Below are 22806 nucleotides of genomic sequence, written 5' to 3'. Positions count from 1 at the left end.
CGCGGTATCCGGCCCGACCGAGCGCGACGCGCTGCGGCTGGCCCAGCAGTTGCTCGACCTGTACAAGCCGAAGATCGCCATCGAGCACCCGGAAGCGCAGTACGCGATGGCCCGGGAGTTCATCCCGGGCGAGCCGCTGGCCTCGGGCGCGTACATGCGCCGCGGTTCGGTGGTGTGGACGGCGTCCGCGGTGCCCACCGCGACCGCGGAGGTCGGCGACCGGCGCGGGATCCTGCTCGGCGAAACGGTCACCGCGACGCGGCGGCCGGTGGCCTGGGACCCGTGGATGGCGCAGGAAATCCGCGACGGTTCGGGCCTCACCGCGATGGTCGCCGGACTGGGCGGCGGCAAGTCGTTCCTCGGCGGCGGCATCGTCTACAAGACGCTGCGGGCCGGGGCGCACTGGACGATCCTCGACCCGTCCGGCCCGCTGTCGCGGCTGTGCGACCTGCCGGAGATCCGGCCGTACGCGCGGCCGATCAATCTGCTCAACGCCCAGCCGGGCATCCTCAACCCGTACCGCGTGGTCGCCGATCCGCTGATCGAGCACTTCATGGACGAGGAAGACCCGGAACGCTCGTGGCGGCGCGAAAAGGCGCTGGCCGGAGCGACCCGGCGGCGGCTGGTGCTCGACGTGCTCACCGGCGTGCTGCCGTACGAGGTGTCCCGGATGGCGCAGACCCGGATCGTGCTGCTGCGCGCGGTGCGTGCGGTCGGCGGCCGGTTCGACGCGGACCCGGGCCAGGTCATCGACGCGCTGCGGCGGGATTCGAGCGAGCACCACGAGCACGCGGTCGTGGTCGCGGACTTCCTCGACGAAATGCGCGAGCGGATGGCGCTGCTGATCCCGGAAACCGACGCGGACCCGTACTCCGAGACCCGCGACGACCGGATGACCGTGCTGACCATGGCGGGCCTGACCCTGCCCAAGGACGGCGTCCCGCGCGAGTACTGGACCGACGCAGAATCGCTCGGCGTGGAAATGCTGAACCTCGCGGCGTGGCTGACCCAGCGGTCGGTGTACGAGAAGCCGAAGGAACTGCGCAAGGGCGTCTGGATCGACGAGGCGTTCTTCCTCTCCGAGGTGCCGACCGGACGCGTGCTGATGAACCGGTTCGCGCGTGACTCGCGGAAATGGAACGTCCGGGTGCTGCTGTCGTCGCAGATCCCGGCGGACTTCCTGAAGATCCAGGGTTTCGTGGCGCTGCTGGACTCGGTGTTCGTCGGCAGGCTCGACGACGACGACGCCCAGGCCGACGCGCTGCGGCTGCTGAAGGTGCCGGTCGGCGTGGGCTACGAGCAGGTCGTCGCCGCTCTTGGCCGTCGCCCGGGAGCCCAGCGCGGGCTGGAACGCGACATGGAGCCCCGGCAGTTCATCTTCGGCGACGGCGCCGGCGGCGTGGAGCGCATCCGCGTCGACTTCTCCGGCCCGCATCTCGACCCGCTGCGCGCGGTCATGGACACCACCCCGGGCTCGCCCGACGCGCGCACGAAACCCGGCAGCGAACTCGTGGTACCCCACGAGGACGAGGCCAAGCCGTATGTCCCCGCCCCACCGGAGGACGACGAGCTGGAACACGACTTCGAACTCCAAGCGGAACTCGAGGTCGGTCTTGCCGACGAGCAGCTGCTGGGCTCGCCGGACCCGCTCGCGTCCGAGACCGGCGAGGTGGAGGGTGCAGTGCGCAACGGACGGCAGGAGGACCGGCACGCCCGCGCCGGCGGCAAGGGCGGCGGCACCGGCAGGGATGCCGCATGAACCCCGGTGATCCGGGCCGGCCCGCGCCGGCCGTGAGGAGGCCTGCGTGAACACCGTCTTCACGCTGGCGTTCGTCCTCGCGTTCGCCGCCGGCTGGCACGCGCTGCGCAAACGCGTCAAGGAGGGCCCGAAGCCGGGCGGCGGTCGGCCTAGCCGACGCGCGGCGTTGCTGGCCGTGGTGGCGGTGATCGGGCTGCAGACGGTGCTGTTCGCGCCTGCCGCCAATGCGGCGGCGTGCGGGGAATCGCCTAACCCGGAGCGCCCGGGCGCGGGCATGGTCGGCGCGCTCGACCCGCCCGAGGGGCACGGCGAACCCGGCAGCGCCTACATCGACTACAGCTACGCGGGAACGGTCTGGAACACCTATCAGACCAACTGCACCGCGCTTTCCGCGATCGCGTCCCCCAGTTCGACCATCGACACCTGGGCCGGGAACCAGCTGTTCAACGTCGGCAAGAACATCGTCGGCGCCACGAACTCGCTGCACTACACCGTCCTCGAGGGCGGATTGCTGAACCCGATCTACAACGCGGTGAAGTCGGGCGCGGAGAAGGTGTACAACAACATCTACGCGCAGCTGTTCGGCCTGGTCGCGCTCATCTTGTCGATCATGTTGTTCCGCAACATCTGGCGCGGTGACCTCGCCGGGGTCAGCAAACGGGCGCTCTACGCGATGGCGGGCGTCTGGCTGGCCGCTTCGTCGCTGGCGATGCTGAGATATTTCGATCCGATCGACAAAGCGATCGTCCAGACCACCACCAACATCCAGGCGGGATTCGTCGACTCGTCGCAGGACCGGATCGTCCGCGACATCCTGCCCACGGACCTGCACAACCAGGTCGTCTACGACAACTGGCTGCGCGGCGAGTTCGGTTCGCCCACCGCCCCGCAAGCCCAGCAATACGGCAAGCCGCTTTTGGACGCGCAGGCGTTCACCCGCGATCAGCTGGTGAACGGCGACGACGGCAAGCAGAATGTCGTCGACGCCAAAAAGGCCGCCTTCAAAGACATCTCCACCAAACTCGGCCCTGCCACCGGCTACTTCACCGGCGAGTCCGGCGGCCGCACCGGCGCGGGTTTCCTCGCCTTGGGCCAGAGCCTCGTCTACTCGCTCTTCCAGTTGCTGGCCAAGGCGTCCGTGCTGCTCGCGCAGGTGCTGATCCGCCTGTTCGCGCTCACCGCGCCGCTGATCGGTCTGGTCGCGCTGCTGAACCCGGAGATCCTGCGCCGCGTGCTCAAGGTCGCCGGCGGCATCGCGTTCAACCTAGTCGTGCTGTCGGTGCTGGCCGGCGTGCACGCGCTGCTGCTGCAGGCGATCTTCGCCGCGGGCGACGGGCTCAACCTGCTCACCAAGATGGTCCTCGCCGGGCTCATCACGGTGCTGTTGTTCCTGGTCGGACGGCCGGTGCGGCGGTTGTGGCAGATGGTCGAGATGTCGGTCAGCATGGTCGGCGCGGCGGTGCCGTCGCCGGGCGGCGGGCTGTTCTCTCGCTTCCGCCGGAAGAACGGGCCGACGCCGCAGGACGAGTTCTGGCAGAACGTCCGCGACACCGACGACGTCGTCGACGGCGAACAGCGCGGCCCGATCGGCGCGACCGTCGGCGGCGGCCGGTACCGGCCCGAGGCGGCGGTGTTCGCCAGCTCGCAGCGGCTCGACAACGGTTCCCGGGCCGCCCGGCCCGCCGCGGCCTGGTCCGGTGCTCCGTGGCCGGGCGCGGTCGGTCCCGCGCAGTCCGCAGCGGGCGCGCTGCCCGCGGGCGGCGGGGGCGGCGCGCCGGTGTTCGGCCAGTACCACCCGGTTGCCGGTGCGCCCGGCGACTACGTCATGGCGGGCGCGCGCTGGCCGGTGAAGGAAAGCCGCCAGGTCGACACGTCGCCGGTCGCCGACCGGCGGTGGAGCGACGAGCCGGAACCGGTGGTCGTGCCGTCCCGGATGGCCGCGCCGGACCGCGGGTACTCCGCCCCGGCCCCGGACCAGCCCGGGTTCACCGTGCCGGCTCAAGGCATCCGGGCCCAGCCGCGCCGGGTCGATCCCGAGGTCGTGGCCGGGAAACCGGTGTTCGTGCTGTACCGCCCGTCGCGCGGCATCGAGGTCCGCGACACCGACCAGGTCATGGGGCGGTGACCGATGCCGATCCGCACCAACCGCGGCCGGACCGCGGTCTACCGTCGTCTGTGGGGTTTCCCGCTTCGTTCGCCCCGGCACCTCGTGGGCACGCTGGTGTTCCTCGCGCTGGTGATCACCGCGCTGGGCATCGGCCTGCCGAAGGTGCTGGGCAAACCGGCGTCCGCGCAGCCGGGAGCGGCTCCGCCGAACTCGTCGGCCGGGCCGCACACCGGCGTCGCGGCCCCGGTGCCGAGCACTGAAACCCTCCCGACCCGGCTGTCGCAGCCGCTGGTCACCCCGACGTCCGCGCCGCCGAGCCCGGAGGCGGTGAACGTCGCGCGGCAGTGGGCGAACGCCTGGGTCCGCCATCCGGCGGGCATCTCGAACGCCGACTGGCTCAACGGGATGCGCGGGCTCACCACCGACGAGTACCTCCCCGTCATGTCCACTGTGGACCCCGCGAACATCCCCGCCACCAAGGTCACCGGCGATCCGGTGGTCGCGCAGTCCTATTCCAGTTCGGTCAAGGTCGTGGTCCCCACCGACGGTCCGAAACTCAGCATCACCGTGGTCAAATCCAACGCGGGATGGCGAGTGTCGGACTACGACCAGGCGAGCTGACCGTGAAGCTGGCCATTCTCGTCTCGGTGCTGATCGCCGCCGTTTTCGCCACGGTGCTCACCACCAACGTCGTGACGAAAGTCGTGAACGACCAGCAGCAGGCGGCGGCCGGCGGCATCGCGCTGACCTCGTGCGACGCCGCGATCGGCCCGACCCAGCCCGGCCAGCCCGAGCAGGGCGGTTCGGACGCCGCCGAACTCGACCAGGAGTCGCGCGGCACGGTTTCGCTCATCATCGCGATCGGCAAGCAGCGCAGCCTCGCGCCGCGCGCGTGGCAGGTCGCGATCCAGGCCGGGATGACCGAATCGCGGCTGCACAACGTGAATTACGGCGACCGCGACTCGCTCGGCATCTTCCAGATGCGTCCGTCGATGAACTGGGGCAGCGCGGCCCAGGTCACCGACCCGAACTACGCGATCAACAAATTCTTCGACGTCCTGCTCGGCGTCCCGGACTGGGAAAACCTGCGCCCCGGCGACGCCGCGCAGCGCGTCGAGCGGTCCGGCTTCCCGGATCGCTACCACCGCTGGGAGGCCATGGCGGCCACGCTGGTGCAGAACATGGGCCAGATCGCGGACGTGGTCGGCTGCGGGCAGGGCATGGGCGCCGCGCTGCCGCCGAGCCAGGCCGCCGCGCAGGCGATCAAGTTCGCGCTCGGCGAGCAGGGCAAGCCCTACATCTGGGGCGCGACCGGCCCGGACTCCTACGACTGTTCCGGCCTGATGCTGCGCGCCTACGAGTCGGCGGGCGTGATCCTGCCGCGCGTTTCGAAGGACCAATACAAGGCCGGCGCGATGCTGCCGGTGCGCGAAGCGCAGCCCGGCGACCTGATTTTCCTCGCCACCGATCCGGCCGACCCGACGACCATCCACCACGTCGCGATGTACCTGGGAGACGGCAAGATCGTCGAGGCCCAGCAGACCGGCGTCCCGGTGCACATCCGCCCGTTCTCGTTCGACGAGCGTCAAGTGGTGCCGCAGGCGGTGCGCCCCGGCGTCTAGCATGGGTGCGGGAGGCACCGGCTCTTGACCCGCGGGCGCCCAGCACCGCGGGTCCGGATTCACCCCGAAGTCGCGGCCTGTCCACGAGCACGTGGCCGCGCGCTGGCAGAGGATGGCACACGTGGCACGGAAATTCGGCAAGCGAGGCAAGTCAGGCCAAAGCGAGCCCCAGGACCCGGCGGCGCTGTTCGGCGCACCGCAGCCGCCGCGCCAGTCCGCGCACCCCGCGTCCAGCACCCCGCTGGCGGACCTGCTGAACCAGGGAATGCCCGGCGTGGACGGCGGGTACGTCGTCCTGCCGCGCTCCCTGGCGGAGGGCATGTCGCTGCCGTGGCAACAGCAAATGGCGGCTTTGCTGGCCCAGTTCCACGCGGAGCACGCCCGGTTGTCGTGGCCGGTGTACCGGGTTGTTCCGTCCCGCTACGAGCGGTTGGTCGATCTCGACGAGGAGCAGCTGGCCGAGGCTGGGTACCTCGTGGAGATGGACGCCGAGGGGGAGATGGTCTACCGGGAACGCAGCGGCCGGAAGGTCCAGGACCCGGACCGGACGACTGTGCTGGTGTCCTGCCTGGACCCGATCCCGCGCCCGGCCGCGGCCGGCCCGCCGCCTTCGGGGACGGAGCGACCGGTGGGGCCGTTGCCCGCGCCGGTGCCGATGAACATCGGACCGGCACCGGTGTGGCGGTCAGTTCCCCACGGGCCTGAGGAGGGGGCAGCTGGGCCGGTCAACGCTGGTCAGATGCCTCGTCCGCCGGAGGAGCCTCGCTCGGCCGCTGGTGCTGGGCCGGCAGCGAATCCTGAGCCGGTGACGAATGGCCAGGTCAAGGCACCGGAACCGCCTGCGCCGATCCCGCCCGTTGCGACGCCAGAACCGCCTGCGCGGGTCCCGTCAGCTGCTGTGGCGGAACCGCCTGCTCCGGTCCCGCCCGCTGCGATGGCGGAACCGCCGGTGCCGGTCGCGCCCGCTGACCAGGTTCCGGAGACCGCCAGCCCGGCCCCTGCGGCAGAGTCGCCCCAGCCTGATCCGGTGCCCGCAACTGACTCGGGCACGTCTGTCGAAGAGCCGATTCCTCCGCGCGACTCAGGCACCGTGGATTCCGCCCAGCCCGCAGTGGAAAAGGCGCCGCCAGCCGTTCCGGCACCGGCGAATCCGATCTCCGCGACGCCCACGGCTCCGGCTCCCGCTCAGCCGGTCGATCCGCAGTTGCAGGCGAGGCAGTCGTGGCAGCCGAAGCCGTACGTCCACGAGCCTCGGCAGCCCGCGCGTCCTGCGGAACCGTTGCCGTCGCAGGGAAATCCAGTGCACGGCCAGTCTTCTCAGCCGGGAGGGGGTCAGCCGCCGTACGTCGCTCCGCACGCGCCTCTTTCCGGGACGCCACAACAGGTTCCGGCGGCACCTCCTGCCGCGCCGGTCGCGGAGCAGCCGCCCGCGCCAAGCGCGCAACCGGCTTCGCCCGCACAGCAGCCTCCGGCGCAACCGCTTCCGCCGACTGCACCAGCAACGCAGCAACAGGCCCCGCCCGCACCTGCCCCGCAACAGACCGCGCCCGCACCTGCACCGCAACAGGCCGCGCCGGTGCAGCAGCCTGTCTCGCCACCGCCTCCGCCAGCGAACCCGCCTGCGCAGCAACCGCTTCCGCCCGCACCCAGCGCCCCACCGGCTCCGCCCGCGCAGCAATCCCCAGCGCAGCCGCAGGCAAACCCCTCCGGACCCGCGCAGCCGACCCCTCCCGCCGTGGGCACCCCGTTCCAGCTGCCGCAGCCCAGCGGCCGCCGACGTCCCGCCGAGACCGGGCCGGATGGGCGACCGCTGCCGGTTTTCCCCGGGCAGGAGACCGGTCCGTCCGGGCCGCCGCAGCCGTCGCGGACGTATCGGGAGGAGCCGCCGGTCTTTCCGGGCAAGGAATCAGCCGTCCCGCCGGTGCCGAAGCCGGACTACGGCGCCTCCTCCCCGGCGGACGACGCGGCCACCCCGCCGCGCGGCATCCCGGTTCCGGACAACCGCGGGTGGTTCGACGAGCACCCCGACCACGAGGACGACGGCCCGTCCGATTTCGGGCCCACCGGGCAGCCCACCGAGGTCCCGTTCCGCTGGCGCAAGTGAGCGGGCAAGTGTCAGGCTGAACCCATGTCTGACGACCCGAACCCGGACCAGGGCTGGTACTACAACACCCGGACCCACGAAGTCGAGCACCTGGAACGCAGCCGAGGAGTCGACCTCCTCGGCCCGTACCCGGACGAGGCCACGGCCCGCCGGGCGCTCGACATCGCGCGTGAGCGCACCCGCCAGGCCGATGCCGCCGACCGTTCTTGGGACGGCGAGTGATCGTTTGACGCTCTGAGCTGCGTCGGACGTTCGACCTCGCCCGCGAGCCCGGCGCGGCCGATCGCGCATGGGACGGCGCTGCGGGGTAGCAGAAAGCGGCCGACCGGACAGGTCAGTCCGGTCGGCCGCCTCGACCCCCCTAGGCAGGCAACCCGTCAGCTATCCCGCCACGAGAGCCGGATCCAGGACGAACTCCGGGTCCACCTGCTCCTCCAGATCCGCCCCGGCGCGTCCGTTTCCCCAAGCCCGAGCGTTCCGCAGGTGGAATTCCACCCCTTGCCGCTGGTACCGCGCCCAATCCCGTGGCGTCGCGTCCACCAGGTCCTGCATCGCGGCCAGCGTCGCCAGGTTCCGCGGCTCCAGCTCACCGATCGGCCGGGTCGTTCCGCGCTCGGCGGCCCGGACATGGCCGGAAGTCGTCATCCAGCCCAGCAGCGCCGAACCAAGCTGCGTGGTCAGAAAATCGACGTCGTCGCTGTCGGTGACCTTGTTCCCGACCGCGACCAGGTGAACCCCGAAGTCCCGCGCGTGATCCGCGTACTGACGGTAAACACCCACGCTGCGGAGGGTCGGTTCGCACACCAGGAAGGTCACGTCGAAGCGCGTGAACAGGCCTGAGGCGAACGCGTCGGCACCGGCGGTCATGTCCATCACGACGTACTCGTCCGTGCCGTCCACCAGGTGGTTCAGCAGCAGTTCCGCCGCACCGACCTTTGAGTGGTAGCAGGCGACACCCAGGTCATCCTCGTCGAATTTGCCGGTGACGCCCAGCCGGACGTCGCCCAGCGGGCGGAAGCAGGTGTCGAAGATGGGGTTGTCCTCGAAGGGGCGCACGAGCCGCGAGCCGCGGCCGGGCGGGGTGGTTTTGATCATCGCGTCGGCGGAGGCGATTCGCGGGTTGTCGCCGCGCAGGTAGTCCTTGATCAGCGGCATGTTCTCGCCGAGCGTCGGCCACGCCAGCGCCTGCTCTTCGGTCGCGCCTAGGGCCACCGCGAGGTGCTGGTTGATGTCGGCGTCGATGGCCAGCACCGGTTTGGCCGCACCGGCCAAGTACGAGACGAACAGCGACGAGAGCGTGGTTTTCCCGCTGCCGCCCTTGCCGACGAACGCGATCTTCACCGATCTGACCCCTTCTGAAAATGAAGACGGTTATCAATGCCAGGCAGGCTACACCCGACCGGCCCGCGCCCGAACGGGCGATCATCGGCGGTTCGGCGGGATAGTGTTGGACCGTGCCGCCACTCGTGCTGAGGACGCCAGCGTCGGGAGGGGACTTCGGTCGTCTCCGGGCGGAGTTCGCGCTGCCGGAGTCGTTCGGGCCCGCGGTGCTCGCGGAGGCCGAAACGGCGGTGCTCGATCCGCTCGCGTCGGCGGGCGGCCGCGAGGACGCCACCGACCTGCCGTTCGTCACGATCGATCCGCCCGGGTCCAAGGACCTCGACCAGGCGATGGTGATCGAACGACGCCGCAGCGGGTTCCGGGTGCAGTACGCGATCGCGGACCTGGCGGCGTTCGTGCCGCCGGGCGGAGCGCTGGATCACGAGGCACGGCGGCGCGGGCAGACGTTGTACCTCCCGGACGGCAACGTTCCGCTGCATCCGCCGGTGCTGTCCGAGGGCGCGGCCAGTCTGCTGCCGGGCGAGATCCGGCCCGCGGTGCTGTGGACCATCGACGTTGACGAGGCCGGGGAAATCGTCGCGACCCGGGTGCGGCGGGCGTTGGTGCGTTCGACCGAGCAGCTTGACTACGAAGGGGTTCAGTCGTCCCTTGACGCCGGGCGGCCGCATCCGTCGGTGGCGGCGTTGCCGGAGCTTGGCCGGTTGCGGCGCGGTCTCGCGGTGCAGCGCGGCGCGGTCGAGTTGCAGTTGCCGGAGCAAGAAATCAGCGGCGACATCGACGGCGGCTGGATTCTCGCGCGCCGACCGCGGACGGTGGTCGACGCATGGAACGCCGAGATCTCGTTGCTCACCGGGATGGCCGCGGCGCGAATCATGATCGACGCCGGGATCGGCGTGCTGCGGACGCTGCCTTCTCCGGAGCCGGACGCGGTGGAATGGCTGCGCCGGTCCGCGGCGGCAACCGGGTTGGCTTGGCCGGTCGAGCTGACGGTGTCCGAGTTCCTGTCTACTTTGGACCCGGGGCAGCCCGCGTCGATGGCGTTGTACGCGGACACCACCAGGCTCTTGCGGGGCGCGGGTTACACGGCCTTCGCCGGGGAATTGCCCGCGGTTACGACACACGCCGGGATCGGCGGGGCGTACGCGCATGTCACGGCACCGATTCGACGGCTGGTTGACCGGTTCGGCACGGAGGTGTGTTTAGCGGTGACGGCGGGGCGCGACGTGCCGGATTGGGTCCGCGAGGCGTTGTCTGAAGTACCGGCGCAGATGTCCGCTTCGGACAGTCTCGCCGCGCGGGTGGAGCGGGCGTGCATAGATCAGGTCGAGGCGTGGGTACTCGCTGAACATGTGGGTCACGAGTTCACCGCGGTGGTGCTGCGTGCGGAGGAGACGCGCGCGGAGATCCTGGTCGAGAATCCGCCGGTGATGGCGAAGTGCTCCGGCGAGAAGTTCCCGGAGGGCGAGCGGATCGCGGTGCGGCTGACCGAAGTGGACGTCGAGCAGCGGAAGGTGTCGTTCGAACGGGTATGAGGAACGCGGAACTGGTCGATGATCTCGGCGAGCCGGTGCCGATCGAGGGCCCGCCGCGGCGAGTGGTGTCGCTGGTGCCTTCGCTGACCGAGGCAGTGGAGGTCAGCGCGCCCGGGCGGCTGATCGGGGCGACGGATTACTGCACGCATCCGCCCGAGCTGGACGTGGAACGGGTCGGCGGGTCGAAGTATCCGAAGCTCGACCGGGTGCTGGCGCTCAAGCCGGATCTGGTGCTGGCGAATTCCGAGGAGAACCGGCCGGAGGACGTGGAAACCCTGCGCGCCAACGGGATTCCGGTGTTCGTCATGGCCGCGGCGGAGTCCGTGCCTGCCGCGCTGGGCTCGTTGCGGCGGATTTTCGGCCAGGTCTACGGCATTGACGAACCGGAATGGCTCGACACCGCGGACGAGCTGTGGCGCGAGGTGGAGCCGGTGCGGTATCGGGCGGTGATTCCGGTGTGGCGCAAGCCGTGGATCGTGCTGGGGCGCGACACCTTCGCCGGCGACGTGCTGCGCCGGGTCGGCATCGAGAACGTCTACTCAGGACACTCCGAGCGCTATCCCCGGCCGTCGCTGGAAGAACTCCAGAAGACCGGGGCCGACCTGGTCGTACTGCCCGACGAGCCGTACGAATTCACCCAGGACGACGGCCCCGGCTTCTTCCCGGAGATGCGCCCGGTGCTGATTTCCGGGCGCTACCTCACGTGGTACGGACCGTCCCTCGTGGACGCCTACGCGGCGCTCAGAGAGTCAGTCCAGTAAGGACAGTCACGCGCTCCTCGGTGAAGTCCGCCATCGCCGCGGCCGGGCCTTCCCGGCCGACGCCGGAGTCCTTCACCCCGCCGTACGGCATCTGGTCGGCGCGGAAGCTCGGCACGTCGCCGACCAGCACACCGCCCACCTTGAGCCGCGCGGACACGTCGAACGCCGTCGGCAGGTCGCGGGTGAAAACGCCGGTCTGCAAACCGAAGCGGGACGCGTTGATCCGCTCGACACCATCGTCCACAGAGGACACGCGAACCAGCGAGACCACCGGGCCGAACACCTCGTCCGCCATCACCGATGCGTCCTCGGGAGCTTCGGCGAGCACGGTCGGCTCCACCGTCGCGCCCTTGCGGCCACCACCGGCCAGCAGTTTGGCACCGGCGACCACCGCGTCGGTGACCCAGGATTCGACCCGCGAAGCGGCCGCCTCGTTGACCAGCGGGCCGACGTCGACGCCGTCTTCGCGCGGGTTTCCGGTGCGCAGCGCGGCAACCTGCTCGAGAACCTTCGCCTGCAGCTCGTCGTAGACGTCGGTGTGCGCGTACACCCGCTGCACCGAGATGCATGACTGTCCGGCCTGGTACATGGCGAACGTCGCGATCCGCTGCGCGGCGAAGTCCAGGTCAGTCCAATCCGGACAGACAAGAACCGCGCCGTTGCCGCCGAGCTCCAGTGCGACGTGCTTGCGCGGCACGCTGTCGCGGATGGCCCAGCCGACCGGCACCGAACCGGTGAACGACACGACCGGCAGCCGCGGGTCCTTGACCAGTTCGGCGGTCGCTTCGTTGCCCAGCGGCAGAATCGACCAGCTGCCCGCCGGAAGATCGGTCTCGGCAAGGATTTCGCCGAGCAGCAGTGCGGTCAGCGGCGTCGCCGGGGCTGGCTTGAGCACGATCGGCGCGCCGACCGCGATCGCCGGGGCGACCTTGTGCGCCACCAGGTTCAGCGGGAAGTTGAACGGCGTGATGCCCAGCACCGGACCGCGCGGCACGCGCCGGACGAGCGCGAGCCGTCCGGTGCCGCCGGGGTCGGTGTCGAGGCGCTGCAGGTCGCCGGAGAACCGGCGGGCCTCCTCGGACGCCCAGCGGAACGTCGACACCGCACGGCCGATCTCGCCGCGCGACCACTTCAGCGGCTTGCCCGATTCGGCGGTGATCAGCTGCGCGATCTCCTCCGCCCGCTCGGAAAGCCGCCGCGAGATGTGGTCCAGCGCGCCCGCGCGGACGTGCGCTGGCAGCGTCGCGTACTCGTCGGCGACGTCCGCCGCGGCCTGGACCGCGGTCTCCACATCGGACGGTCCGGGCAGGTAGTGCGAACCGGCTTCGGAACCGTCGAACGAATGCCGGACGACGGTCGTTTCGCTGCTGGTTACCGGCTTTCCGGCCACCCAGAACGGGAAAGTCACTTGCGGGCCTCCGTGCGGATCGCGTACTCGAGAACGGCCAGGCCTTCGTCGAGCAACTCGTTGGACAGGGACAGCGGGGGAAGCAGCCGGACGATGTTGCCGTAGGTGCCGCAGGTCAGCACCACGACGCCCTGCGCGTGACAGGCGGCGGCAATGCGCTTCGTGAGGTCGGCGTCCGGCTCGTTCGTGCCCGGCTTGACGAACTCGGCAGCCAGCATCGCGCCACGCCCGCGGACGTCGCCGATCACGCCGGTTTCCGTGGCCAGCGCCCGAAGTCGCGGCAGCACCAGTTCTTCGATGCGCTTCGCGGAACCGGTCAGGCCGTCGCCCCGCATGGTCTCGATCGCGCCCAGCGCGGCGGCGCAGGCGATCGGGTTGCCGCCGTAAGTGCCGCCGAGCCCGCCCGGGCCGACCGCGTCGAGCAGCTCCGCGCGCCCGGTCACCGCGGCGAGCGGCAGACCGCCGGCGATGCCCTTGGCCGTGCACACCAGGTCGGGGACGACGTCCTCGTGCTCCGAGGCGAACCAGTTTCCGGTGCGGCAGAAGCCGGTCTGCACCTCGTCGGCGACGAACACGACGCCGTTCGCCTTGCACCACGAGGAAATCGCGGGCAGGAAGCCGGGCGCGGGCTCGATGAACCCGCCCTCGCCCTGGATCGGTTCGAGCACGACGGCGGCGACCTGGTCGCCGCCGATCTGCTTCTCGATCCGGTCGATCGCCTGCCGCGCGGCCTCCGGGCCGGCCAGCCCGTCGCGGTACGGGTACGAGCCCGGCACGCGGTACACCTCGGGCGCGAACGGGCCGAAGCCGTGCTTGTAGGGCACCGATTTCGCGGTCATGCCCATGGTCAGGTTGGTGCGGCCGTGGTAGGCGTGGTCGAACACCACGACGGCCTGGCGGCCGGTGGCGGTGCGAGCGATCTTCACCGCGTTCTCGACGGCTTCGGCACCGGAGTTGAACAGCACCGACTTCTTCGCGTGGTCGCCCGGCGTCAGCTCGGCCAGCGCTTCGCAGACCTCCACGTAACCCTCGTACGGGGTCACCATGAAGCAGGTGTGGGTGAACAAGGAAGCCTGCTCGCGCACCCGGTCGACCACCTCGGGCGCGGAGTGCCCGACGCTCGTCACCGCGATCCCGGAACCGAAGTCGATCAGCACGTTGCCGTCGGCGTCGGTGAGCAGGCCGCCGCTGGCGGAGGTGATGTAGGCGGGCAGCGTGGACGCGACCCCGGCGGCGACCGCGTTCGCGCGGCGCTCCTGCAGCGCGCGGGAGACGGGCCCGGGGATCTCGGTCTGCAGCCTGCGCTGCCGGGGTGCCGGAGCCTGCGGCTCGGCGGCGGTGCTGGTGGTCACGGCGCTCCTACGTCGCGGGTCGTGAGTGCTGATCCCGGTTAGAACCGCGATAGGCACTCACGAGCTTTGAGTGGTTCGCCCCTCAGGATGGGGCCTGCGCCGCCCGCAGTCAGCTGGCCGTTCTGTCCAATTCGGCGGCTACACTTGGCCGTTATGGCACTCACCCTGCGCACCCTCGCCGCCGAACCCGCGCTCGGCCTGCGCGTGGTCGCGGGCGAGGCCGGGCTGGACCGCCCGATCGGCTGGGTGCACCCGACCGAGCTGACCGACCCGCAGAGCTTTCTCGAAGGCGGGGAACTGCTGCTCACGACCGGCCTGACGCTCTACAGCGCGACCTACGCGGCGTACATCCGACGGCTCGTTGACGCGAATGTCGCCGGGCTCGGCTTCGGCGTCGGCCTGAGCCACGCGAAGGTGCCGGACGCGTTGGTCGCGGTCGCCGACGAGGTCGGGTTGCCGGTGCTGGAGGTGCCGCGGAAGACGCCGTTCATCGCGATCACGCGCGCGGTGTCCCGGTCGGTCGCAGCTGACGAGTACGCCGCGACGGTGCGAATCGGCCGCGCCCAACAGGAGCTGACGAGGACCGCCGTCGGGCGCAGTGGCGCCGGGGGAGTGGTGCGGCGGCTCGCGCGGCTCATCGACGGTTGGGCCGTGCTGTACGACTCCGCCGGACGCGTGCGCGAGGCGTCCTCGGCCAAGGCGCGCAGTGTCGAGCTGGACGTCACCGGCCTTCGCGCGGGCACGCGCGTGGTGTCTCATGGCGACGACGAGGTCGTCATCCAGACTCTGCACACGCGGGGTGCGCTGGCGGTCGGTACCGCGGAACCGTTGGACAGTACCGGACAGCACATCGTCAACACGGCGGTCTCGCTGCTTTCCCTTGCCCTGGAACAGGATCGAGCACAGCGGCTTGCACTCTCCCAACTGCACACCGGGGTGCTGGAGCTGCTCGCGGCCGGGCACAACGAGCTGGCCCGCGAGGTCGTACCGGATCTTCCAGCGGAACCGTGGACGGTGCTGGCCGTAAAGGGGAGCAAAGCGGCTCGGAACACGCTGTACGAACGCCTGGAAACCCTTGCCGGGCAGGTGTTCGCCGCGCATCGCGGGGACAAGCTGATCGTGCTGGCGGAGAACGACGAGGTGAGCGCGATCGTCGCCGAGACCGGAGAATTCCACAGTGGACTATCCGCGGCGACGGAATTCCCGACCGCGCTGAGGCAGGCGGAAGAAGCGGCCGAGGCGGCACGGATCCAGCGCGTGCCGATGCTGCGATACGCCGACCACGCCGGGGCCGGGCTGCTCGGCCTGGTCGATCACCAAGCCGCGCAAGCGTTTTCCGACCAGCTCCTCGCGCCGGTGCGGGAGTTCGACCGCACCGGCCGCGGCGACCTGGAGGCATCCCTGCGCTGCTGGCTCGAACACCACGGCCACTGGGACCTCGCCGCGACGAAGCTCGGCGTGCACCGGCACACCTTGCGCAACCGGGTCACCAAAGCGGCCGAACTGCTGGGCCGGGACCTCGACGCACCAGGCGTCCGCGCCGAACTGTGGTTCGCCCTGCAGGTCAGGTCGTGACCAGCAGCGTGATCGGCGAATCCCCGCAGCGCCGCAACGTCATCCCGCCCGGTGCCGTATACGGTTCCGCGCCGGATGCCCACCAGGCAGGCACGTCGATCTCGCGCACCAGCGACCCGGTCGCCTTCCGCACGCTGTTCGACACGATCACGCGGCCCTGCGCGTTGAGCAACGCGGCGGTCCGGCCGAGCGCGCGAAGCCGGCGACTCACCGTGCGCTCGAACTCGCGCACATACACGTCCGCACCAACGACTCCGGCGAATTCCTCACCGCGCGTGACAGGCACGGTGAAGGTCAGCGTGTATTCGTCCGTGCAGAGATAGTCCACGTACGGCCCGTTGACGTGCCGCCGCCCGCTGTCGCGCGGGACGGTGAACCACGATTGCCGCGTGTAGTCAAGGAAATTAGGGCTCTCCGGATCGAGGCTGATGAACAGCTGTTCCGGCGCGCCGTCGTCGGTGCGGCACGAGGTCCACCACTCGAAGCCGAGTTCCTGATCAGCCAAGACATTCGGCGCGCTCACGAAGCCCGCGCCGACCACGAGGCCGCCGAGCGCCTCGATGACCTGCGGCCGGATCGTGTGCAGCGCTTCGGCGGACAGGTCGGCGCTTTCGCCGAGCAGCGTTTCGGCGGCGGCCAGAACTGGTTTCAGGCGCGCGAAAATCTCCTCGACGAGGGCGGAAACCTGGGTCACTACCTCTTCGCCGGTCAGCGTGTGGGTGTCGGTCACGATGCTCACCTCGTGATGCGGGTCATCGGAGCTTACGGCGTTTCGAGGGTCAGGTGCAGATCTGCGAGCCGATCAAGCGCGCCGAGAAGGTGTTCTTCGGTCAAGGCGCGCGCCCGATCGCCGTCGGCCGAGGCGATCGCGGTGACGATCGCCTGGTGCTCAGCGTAAGACCCACGGCAGGTTTCCTTGTCGCCGAGGGGCGCCCAGAGCAATACGCCGTGTTCGCTCTGCAGCTGAACTTCCTGGTTGGTGAGCCGCGGGGACTGTGCGGCGGCGGCGACTTCGAGGTGGAAGTGCCGCTCCGCGCGGGTCGCGTCGGGGCCGCTCGCGCCGAGGAGGTCTTCCGCGGTGAGCCGCAACCGTTCGAGATCTTCGGGGGTGCTGCGTTCGGCGGCGAGTTTCGCGGCCGAACCCGCGACGGCGAGGTAGTGGTCGCCGAAGTCGCGAAGTTCAGCCATTGAGACCAATCGCAGGCGTTCGGCCCACGAACTCTGCGCGGGCCAGTCCGGGGTGCGCACGAAACTGCCGCCGCCGCGTCCGCGCCGCGTTTCGACAAGGCCCTGCTGCCGCAGCACCGCGAGCGCCTCGCGCACGGTGACCGTGGAGACCCGGAACTGCGCGGCGAGTTCGGCCTCGCTCGGCAACTGTTCGGCGTCGTCGAGGAGACCGAGCGTGATGGCGTCGAAGAGCCGCGCCGCGACCGCCTCCGCGCGCCCCACCTGTTCCAGCGGGGCGAACATCGCCAGTCGTGCGCTGTTCGACATCTCCTTGCGCATCGTTGGTCCACCCGTCTCGGCATCCGTTGGAGCCAATCCTGCCCCAGGGCCTTGTCATTTGAAATATGGAGTTATATGTTTCATCCTGCCACGGAGAGTCAGGAGGCGCACGCGTGCAGGAGTTGAAGCACTACGTCGGCGGGACCTACGTCGACTCGCTGTCCGGAAAGGTCGCGGAAATCGTCGACCCGGTTACCGGCCGTGCGTACTGCACCGCGCCGGTGGCCGGCGCCGAGGACGTGGACCGCGCACTGAAGGTCGCCGCGGAAGCGTTCGAAAGCTGGCGCGAGACCACCCCCGCGCAGCGGCAGCTCGCACTGCTGAAGATCGCCGACGCGCTCGAGGCGCGCGGCGAGGAGATCATCCGCGTCGAAGCGCAGGACACCGGCAAGCCGTTCGCGCTGACCATGGAGGAGGAGCTGCCCGCGGTCATCGACCAGGTGCGCTTCTTCGCCGGTGCCGCGCGCGTGCTCGAAGGCCGGTCGGCCGGCGAGTACATGGAAGGCCACACGTCGTTCATCCGCCGCGAGCCGGTCGGTGTCTGCGCGCAGGTGACGCCCTGGAACTACCCGCTGATGATGGCGATCTGGAAGATCGCGCCGGCGCTCGCCGCTGGCAACACCATCGTGCTCAAGCCGTCCGACACCACGCCCGCTTCCACGCTGCTGCTCGCCGAGATCTGCGGCGAGCACCTGCCCGCGGGCGTGTTCAACGTGATCTGCGGCGACCGCGACACCGGACGTGCGTTGGTAGAGCACGACATTCCGGCGATGGTGTCGATCACCGGCTCGGTGCGAGCGGGCATCGAGGTCGCCGGTTCGGCGGCGCACGACGTCAAGCGCGTGCACCTCGAACTGGGCGGCAAGGCCCCGGTGATCGTGTTCCCGGACGCGGATCTCGAAGCCGCCGCCGAAGCCATTGCCGCGGCCGGGTATTTCAACGCGGGCCAGGACTGCACGGCCGCCACGCGCGTGCTGGTGCACGACGACGTGCACGACACTTTCGTCAACGCGCTCACCCGCCAGGCCGAGGCGAACAAGACCGGCACGGGCGACGACGTCGCCTTCGGCCCGCTCAACAACGAGGCACAGCTGGAAAAAGTCTCCGGCTTCATCGAACGGCTCCCGGAACACGCGACTGTCCACTGTGGAGGACGGCGTTCCGGCAACGAGGGCTATTTCTACGAGGCCACCGTGGTTTCCGGCGTCAAGCAGGACGACGAGATCATCCAGAACGAGGTCTTCGGCCCGGTCATCACCGTCCAGCGGTTCACTGAGGACGACGAAGCGCTCAAGCACGCCAACGGGGTTCCCTACGGCCTCGCTTCCTCGGTGTGGACCAAGGACCACCAGCGCGCCATGAAGTTCTCGGCGAAACTCGACTTCGGCTGCGTGTGGATCAACACGCACATTCCGCTCGTGGCCGAGATGCCGCACGGCGGGTTCAAGCGGTCCGGCTACGGCAAGGACCTCTCGCTGTACGGCCTCGAGGACTACACCCGCGTCAAGCACGTGATGAGTGCGCTGTAGCCGTCGTGACCAGATCCATGGGAAGGCCCGTCATGCCCCATCAAGCCCCCGCCGAGACCCGGCCGCCGGGAAGGCGTCCGCAGTCCGCGCAGCCGGCGATCCGGCTCACCGGACTGGAAAAGCACTTCGACAAGGTGCGTGCCGTGGACGGGGTCGACCTCGACATCCCGCCCGGCGAGTTCTTCTCGATGCTCGGCCCGTCCGGTTCCGGCAAGACCACCGTGCTGCGGATGATCGCCGGATTCGAACTGCCCACCGCGGGCACGATCGAACTCGAAGGCAAGGACGTGAGCCAGCTGGCTCCGTTCGACCGCGACGTCAACACGGTTTTCCAGGACTACGCGCTCTTCCCGCACATGACGGTGCAGCAGAACGTGGAGTACGGCCTGAAAGTCAAGCGGGTCGGGAAAGCCGAACGCCGGGACCGGGCGAAGGAAGCGCTGCGCACGGTGCGGCTGGAGGACTTCGGCGACCGGAAGCCGTCGCAGATGTCCGGTGGACAGCGACAGCGCGTCGCGCTCGCCCGCGCTCTCGTAAATCACCCGAAAGTGTTGCTTTTGGATGAACCCCTTGGCGCACTTGACCTGAAGCTGCGCCAAACCATGCAGGTCGAGCTCAAGCAGATCCAGCGCGAGGTCGGCATCACCTTCGTCTTCGTCACCCACGACCAGGACGAGGCGCTCACCATGAGCGACCGGATCGCCGTGTTCAACGCGGGCCGCATCGAACAGGTCGGTACTCCGGTCGAGATTTACGAACGCCCGGCAAGTGCTTTCGTAGCAGGGTTTGTCGGCACGTCGAACCTGCTCAGCGGCCGTAGCGCCGAGGCGGTGATCGGCAGGCCGGGCGTCTACAGCATCCGGCCGGAGAAGATCCGCATCGACGGAGACCTTGCGTCTCCGGCCGGTCCCGGAGAGACTTCTGCGACCGGTTCGGTCACGGATGTCGTTTATGCCGGTTCGACGGTGCGCTACGCTGTCGCGCTCGATGCCGGGGGCCAATTGTCCGTTGTCCGCCAGAACACCAGCGAGCCGACCGAGTTCGCCGACGGTCGCGTCCGCCTGCGCTGGCGCCGCGAACACAGTTTCCGGGTCCCCGAAGCCGGCTAGTTCCTCACGGGAAGGTTTCTCTCGCTATGAAGAACAGGAAGACGCTGCTCGCAGGGCTGTGCGGCGTGAGCCTCCTGCTCGCTGCCTGCGGCACCTCGGGCTCCGACTCCAAAGCGGGGTCGGCGCCAGGCGCACAGGGCTTCACTCCGCCGAAGCTGAACGCGCTGACGCAACTCGGCCAGCCGGAAGGCCAGCTGAACGTGCTCGCGTGGCCCGGTTACGCGGAAAACGGCTCGAACGACGCGAAGGTCAACTGGGTCACGCCGTTCGAGCAGCAGACCGGCTGCAAGGTCAACGTCAAGCCGTTCGGCACCTCGGACGAGGCCGTGACGCTGATGAAGACCGGGCAGTACGACGTGGTTTCGGCGTCCGGCGACGCCTCGCTGCGCCTGGTCGCCTCGGGCGACGTCGAGCCGGTCAACACCGCGCTCGTCCCGAACTACAACGACATTTACCCGTTCCTCAAGAACAAGTCGTGGAACAGCGTCAACAACGTCGCCTACGGCATCCCGCACGGCTGGGGCGCGAACGTCCTGGCCTACCGCACCGACAAGGTGCAGCCGGAGCCGAAGTCGTGGTCGCCGATGTTCGACGAGAAGTCGCAGTTCAAGGGCAAGGTCATCGCGTACGACTCGCCGATCTACATCGCCGACGCCGCGCTGTACCTGATGGCGCACCAGCCTGACCTGGGCATCAAGAACCCGTATGCCTTGGACGACAAGCAGTTCAAGGCGGCCACGGACCTGCTGAAGAAGCAGCGCCCGCTGGTCGAGGAGTACTGGTCGGACTACCTCAAGGAAACGCAGTCGCTCAAGAGCGGCGACGGCGTGATCGGCACGGCCTGGCAGGTGACGGTGAACCTCGCGAAGAGCGAGGGCGCGCCGATCGCGGCCACGGTGCCGAGCGAAGGTGCGACCGGCTGGTCGGACACCTGGATGGTGTCCGCGAAGTCGCAGCACAAGACGTGTGCGTACAAGTGGATGGACTACATCACGAGCCCCAAGGTGAACGCCCAGGTCGCCGAATACTTCGGTGAGGCCCCGGCGAACTCCAAGGCCTGTGCGGAGTTCAAGGACAAGTCGCTGTGCGACACCTACCACGCCAACGACGCCGCGTACGCCGCCAAGATCCAGTACTGGACCACGCCGATCCCGCAGTGCCTCGACGGCCGCACGGACGTCAAGTGCAAGGACTACGGCGACTGGACCCGGGCCTGGACCGAGATCAAGGGTTGATGTGACCCTCGCGGATGCCGGTTCCCACCGCGCCGGCATCCGTGAGTCCGCCGGGGGTTGCGGGCCCTCCCCAATGTTCCCGCAGCCCCCGGCTTTTCTCCCTTCCGCACCCGAAAGCGCTAAGACATGACCGCCGTGAGCCCGCCGAGTCACCGCATCTCGGCTTTCTTCCACCGCAAACCCAAGCTGCGCCTCGGACTTCTCCTCACCGCGCCGATGCTCTGGCTCGGCCTGGCCTACCTCGGCGCGCTCGCCGCCCTCTTCATCACGGCCTTCTGGTCCACCGACGTCTTCACCGGCAAGGTGGTCACCGACTGGTCCTTCGACAACTTCGTCACTCTTTTCAGTGATTCCGTTTATCGCACGATCACGTTCCGCACCGTCGGCATCGCGTTGCTGGTGACCGTGATCGACGCGGTGATCGCGTTCCCGATGGCCTTCGCCATGGCCAAGCTCGCGTCGCCGCGGGCGCAGCGCTTGCTGGTGATCATGGTGATGACGCCGCTGTGGGCGAGCTACCTGGTGAAGGCGTACGCGTGGCGGACTCTGTTGTCCGGCAACGGAGTGCTGAACTGGCTGCTGGACCCGCTCGGCCTGTCCGGGCCGGGTTACGGCGTCACCGCGACCGTGATCACGCTGTCCTACCTCTGGCTGCCGTACATGATCCTGCCGATCTACGCGGGCCTGGAAAAGCTTCCGACGTCCCTGGTGGACGCTTCCGGCGACCTCGGCGCGAAATCGTTCCGCACGTTCCGTTCGGTGATCCTGCCGCTGACGTTCCCGGCGATCGTCGCCGGTTCGATCTTCACCTTCTCGCTGTCGCTCGGCGACTACATCGCGGTGAAGATCGTCGGCGGCACTTCGCAGATGCTCGGCAACGTCGTGTACGACAACATCGGCGCGGCCAACAACCTGCCGTTCGCCGCGACCGTCGCGACGGTTCCGGTCGTGATCATGCTCGTCTACCTGGCCGCGGTGCGTCGCACCGGTGCGCTGGACAACCTCTAGGAGACCGCCGTGCGGATGTCGAAACCCGCCCGGGTGCTGTTGTGGACCGCACTCGGCGCCGGATTCGCGGTGATCTATTTCCCGCTGCTGGTGGTCCTGCTGAACTCGGTCAACGCCGACACCACGTTCGGCTGGCCGCCCAAGAGCTTCACTCTCGAATGGTGGGGCCGGGCGATCACCAACGAGGGCGCCCTGCACGCCTTGTGGACCAGCGTCATCGCCGGGCTTTCGGCGACCGCGATCGCGTTGGTGCTCGGCACGATGGCCGCGTTCGCGTTGCAGAAGTACCGGTTCTTCGGGCGCAACTCGTTGTCGCTGCTGGTGATCCTGCCGATCGCGCTGCCCGGCATCGTCACCGGTATCGCGCTGAACAACGCGTTCCGGACGATCTTCGGCCTTGACCTCGGCCTGATGACGGCGATCGTCGCGCACGCCACGTTCTGCATCGTGGTGGTGTTCAACAACGTGGTCGCCCGGTTGCGCCGGATGGGCGGGAACCTGGAAGAAGCGTCGATGGACCTCGGCGCGGACGGCATGACGACGTTCCGCCTGGTGACCTTCCCGATGCTGCGATCCGCTTTGCTGGCAGGCGGTTTGCTCGCGTTCGCGTTGTCGTTCGACGAGATCATCGTGACGACGTTCACGCTCGGCACGGGCATGGAAACGCTGCCGATCTGGATCTACAACAACCTGTTCCGCCCGAACCAGGCCCCGGTGGTCAACGTGGTGGCGGCGGTGCTGATCATCGTGTCGACGGTGCCGGTTTACCTGGCACAGCGGCTTTCCGGCGGCGACAGCTCCAGCGGCGGCCGGATCTAATCCGATTGCCACAACGGGCAGACAGCTTGCACAGTGCCG

The 22806-nt window shown here is 69.2% G+C and carries 19 protein-coding genes; 14 read left to right on the top strand and 5 right to left on the bottom strand.

Going from position 1 to position 22806, the window contains the following annotated elements; genetic code table 11:
- The 6 genes from ACWDNU_RS28115 to ACWDNU_RS28090 all read left to right on the top strand — a co-directional run.
- The coding region (locus ACWDNU_RS28115; RefSeq protein ID WP_449671101.1) for an ATP-binding protein at positions 1-1759 on the top strand (1759 nt) is incomplete at its 5' end.
- Positions 1760-1805: 46 nt separating this feature from the next.
- Positions 1806-3884, top strand: a complete 2079-nt coding sequence (locus tag ACWDNU_RS28110; protein ID WP_449671100.1) for a magnesium transporter — start codon at positions 1806-1808, stop codon at positions 3882-3884.
- Positions 3885-3887: 3 nt separating this feature from the next.
- Positions 3888-4487 carry a hypothetical protein gene (locus ACWDNU_RS28105; protein WP_370940187.1) on the top strand — a complete coding sequence of 200 codons (600 nt, stop codon included), beginning with the start codon at positions 3888-3890 and terminating at the stop codon, positions 4485-4487.
- Between the two features lie 2 nt (positions 4488-4489).
- Entirely contained in the window at positions 4490-5488 is a 999-nt protein-coding gene (locus tag ACWDNU_RS28100) for a C40 family peptidase (RefSeq protein WP_370940559.1), read from the top strand.
- Between the two features lie 121 nt (positions 5489-5609).
- Positions 5610-7592: a hypothetical protein gene (locus ACWDNU_RS28095; RefSeq protein WP_449671099.1), complete on the top strand. Its 1983-nt coding sequence runs from the start codon at positions 5610-5612 to the stop codon at positions 7590-7592.
- Between the two features lie 24 nt (positions 7593-7616).
- Positions 7617-7814 (top strand): hypothetical protein, encoded by a 198-nt coding sequence (locus tag ACWDNU_RS28090; RefSeq protein ID WP_370940185.1) that lies wholly within the window; start codon positions 7617-7619, stop codon positions 7812-7814.
- 159 nt (positions 7815-7973) lie between these two features.
- On the opposite strand, the gene ACWDNU_RS28085 is transcribed toward ACWDNU_RS28090, so the two are convergent.
- Positions 7974-8933 carry an ATP-binding protein gene (locus ACWDNU_RS28085; protein WP_449671098.1) on the bottom strand — a complete coding sequence of 320 codons (960 nt, stop codon included), beginning with the start codon at positions 8931-8933 and terminating at the stop codon, positions 7974-7976.
- Positions 8934-9046: 113 nt separating this feature from the next.
- Here ACWDNU_RS28085 and ACWDNU_RS28080 point away from each other — a divergent pair, with 113 nt between their 5' ends.
- Both ACWDNU_RS28080 and ACWDNU_RS28075 read left to right on the top strand, forming a co-directional pair.
- Positions 9047-10465, top strand: coding sequence for an RNB domain-containing ribonuclease (locus ACWDNU_RS28080; protein WP_449671097.1), 1419 nt, complete (start codon positions 9047-9049; stop codon positions 10463-10465).
- Positions 10462-11226 carry a helical backbone metal receptor gene (locus ACWDNU_RS28075; protein WP_449671096.1) on the top strand — a complete coding sequence of 255 codons (765 nt, stop codon included), beginning with the start codon at positions 10462-10464 and terminating at the stop codon, positions 11224-11226. The genes ACWDNU_RS28080 and ACWDNU_RS28075 overlap by 4 nt, the downstream gene beginning before the upstream one ends.
- On the opposite strand, the gene ACWDNU_RS28070 is transcribed toward ACWDNU_RS28075, so the two are convergent.
- Together ACWDNU_RS28070 and gabT are read right to left on the bottom strand one after the other, a co-directional pair.
- Positions 11207-12634, bottom strand: coding sequence for an aldehyde dehydrogenase family protein (locus ACWDNU_RS28070; protein WP_370940181.1), 1428 nt, complete (start codon positions 12632-12634; stop codon positions 11207-11209). The two genes, ACWDNU_RS28075 and ACWDNU_RS28070, sit on opposite strands and share 20 nt — an antisense overlap.
- Complete coding sequence (gene gabT / locus ACWDNU_RS28065) at positions 12631-13986, bottom strand: 4-aminobutyrate--2-oxoglutarate transaminase (RefSeq protein ID WP_449671095.1); 1356 nt, start codon at positions 13984-13986, stop codon at positions 12631-12633. The genes ACWDNU_RS28070 and gabT overlap by 4 nt, the downstream gene beginning before the upstream one ends.
- A gap of 153 nt (positions 13987-14139) precedes the next feature.
- Here gabT and ACWDNU_RS28060 point away from each other — a divergent pair, with 153 nt between their 5' ends.
- The gene (locus ACWDNU_RS28060; protein WP_449671094.1) at positions 14140-15561 is read left to right on the top strand and encodes a PucR family transcriptional regulator; all 1422 of its coding nucleotides are present in this window, start codon (positions 14140-14142) and stop codon (positions 15559-15561) included.
- On the opposite strand, the gene ACWDNU_RS28055 is transcribed toward ACWDNU_RS28060, so the two are convergent.
- Together ACWDNU_RS28055 and ACWDNU_RS28050 are read right to left on the bottom strand one after the other, a co-directional pair.
- Entirely contained in the window at positions 15551-16291 is a 741-nt protein-coding gene (locus ACWDNU_RS28055) for a cache domain-containing protein (RefSeq protein ID WP_370940178.1), read from the bottom strand. The genes ACWDNU_RS28060 and ACWDNU_RS28055 overlap by 11 nt on opposite strands.
- 32 nt (positions 16292-16323) lie before the next feature.
- The gene (locus tag ACWDNU_RS28050) at positions 16324-17067 is read right to left on the bottom strand and encodes a FadR/GntR family transcriptional regulator (protein WP_344288431.1); all 744 of its coding nucleotides are present in this window, start codon (positions 17065-17067) and stop codon (positions 16324-16326) included.
- A gap of 113 nt (positions 17068-17180) precedes the next feature.
- On the opposite strand from ACWDNU_RS28050, the gene ACWDNU_RS28045 reads away from it, so the two are divergent.
- The 5 genes from ACWDNU_RS28045 to ACWDNU_RS28025 all read left to right on the top strand — a co-directional run bounded on the left by ACWDNU_RS28045 (position 17181) and on the right by ACWDNU_RS28025 (position 22767).
- Positions 17181-18596, top strand: a complete 1416-nt coding sequence (locus tag ACWDNU_RS28045) for a gamma-aminobutyraldehyde dehydrogenase (RefSeq protein WP_449671093.1) — start codon at positions 17181-17183, stop codon at positions 18594-18596.
- A gap of 32 nt (positions 18597-18628) precedes the next feature.
- On the top strand, positions 18629-19705 hold the full coding sequence (locus ACWDNU_RS28040; protein WP_370940176.1) for an ABC transporter ATP-binding protein: 1077 nt from the start codon (positions 18629-18631) through the stop codon (positions 19703-19705).
- A gap of 26 nt (positions 19706-19731) precedes the next feature.
- Complete coding sequence (locus tag ACWDNU_RS28035; protein ID WP_344288425.1) at positions 19732-20940, top strand: ABC transporter substrate-binding protein; 1209 nt, start codon at positions 19732-19734, stop codon at positions 20938-20940.
- A gap of 126 nt (positions 20941-21066) precedes the next feature.
- On the top strand, positions 21067-21948 hold the full coding sequence (locus ACWDNU_RS28030) for an ABC transporter permease (RefSeq protein WP_449671092.1): 882 nt from the start codon (positions 21067-21069) through the stop codon (positions 21946-21948).
- A 15-nt stretch (positions 21949-21963) separates the two neighbouring features.
- Positions 21964-22767, top strand: coding sequence for an ABC transporter permease (locus ACWDNU_RS28025; RefSeq protein ID WP_370940174.1), 804 nt, complete (start codon positions 21964-21966; stop codon positions 22765-22767).
- Positions 22768-22806: the final 39 nt, after the last annotated feature.

The organism is Amycolatopsis sp. NPDC003676, assembly GCF_053587275.1.
This window is presented reverse-complemented; position numbering and strand designations above follow the sequence as displayed.

Excerpts from the sequence above, each read along its gene's own strand:
- ACWDNU_RS28105 (WP_370940187.1), top strand. The coding sequence starts at position 3,888 with ATGCCGATCCGCACCAACCGCGGCCGGACCGCGGTCTACCGTCGTCTG.
- ACWDNU_RS28090 (WP_370940185.1), top strand. The coding sequence starts at position 7,617 with ATGTCTGACGACCCGAACCCGGACCAGGGCTGGTACTACAACACCCGG.
- ACWDNU_RS28075 (WP_449671096.1), top strand. The coding sequence starts at position 10,462 with ATGAGGAACGCGGAACTGGTCGATGATCTCGGCGAGCCGGTGCCGATC.
- ACWDNU_RS28060 (WP_449671094.1), top strand. The coding sequence starts at position 14,140 with ATGGCACTCACCCTGCGCACCCTCGCCGCCGAACCCGCGCTCGGCCTG.
- ACWDNU_RS28050 (WP_344288431.1), bottom strand. The coding sequence starts at position 17,067 with ATGCGCAAGGAGATGTCGAACAGCGCACGACTGGCGATGTTCGCCCCG.
- ACWDNU_RS28040 (WP_370940176.1), top strand. The coding sequence starts at position 18,629 with ATGCCCCATCAAGCCCCCGCCGAGACCCGGCCGCCGGGAAGGCGTCCG.
- ACWDNU_RS28035 (WP_344288425.1), top strand. The coding sequence starts at position 19,732 with ATGAAGAACAGGAAGACGCTGCTCGCAGGGCTGTGCGGCGTGAGCCTC.
- ACWDNU_RS28030 (WP_449671092.1), top strand. The coding sequence starts at position 21,067 with ATGACCGCCGTGAGCCCGCCGAGTCACCGCATCTCGGCTTTCTTCCAC.
- ACWDNU_RS28025 (WP_370940174.1), top strand. The coding sequence starts at position 21,964 with ATGTCGAAACCCGCCCGGGTGCTGTTGTGGACCGCACTCGGCGCCGGA.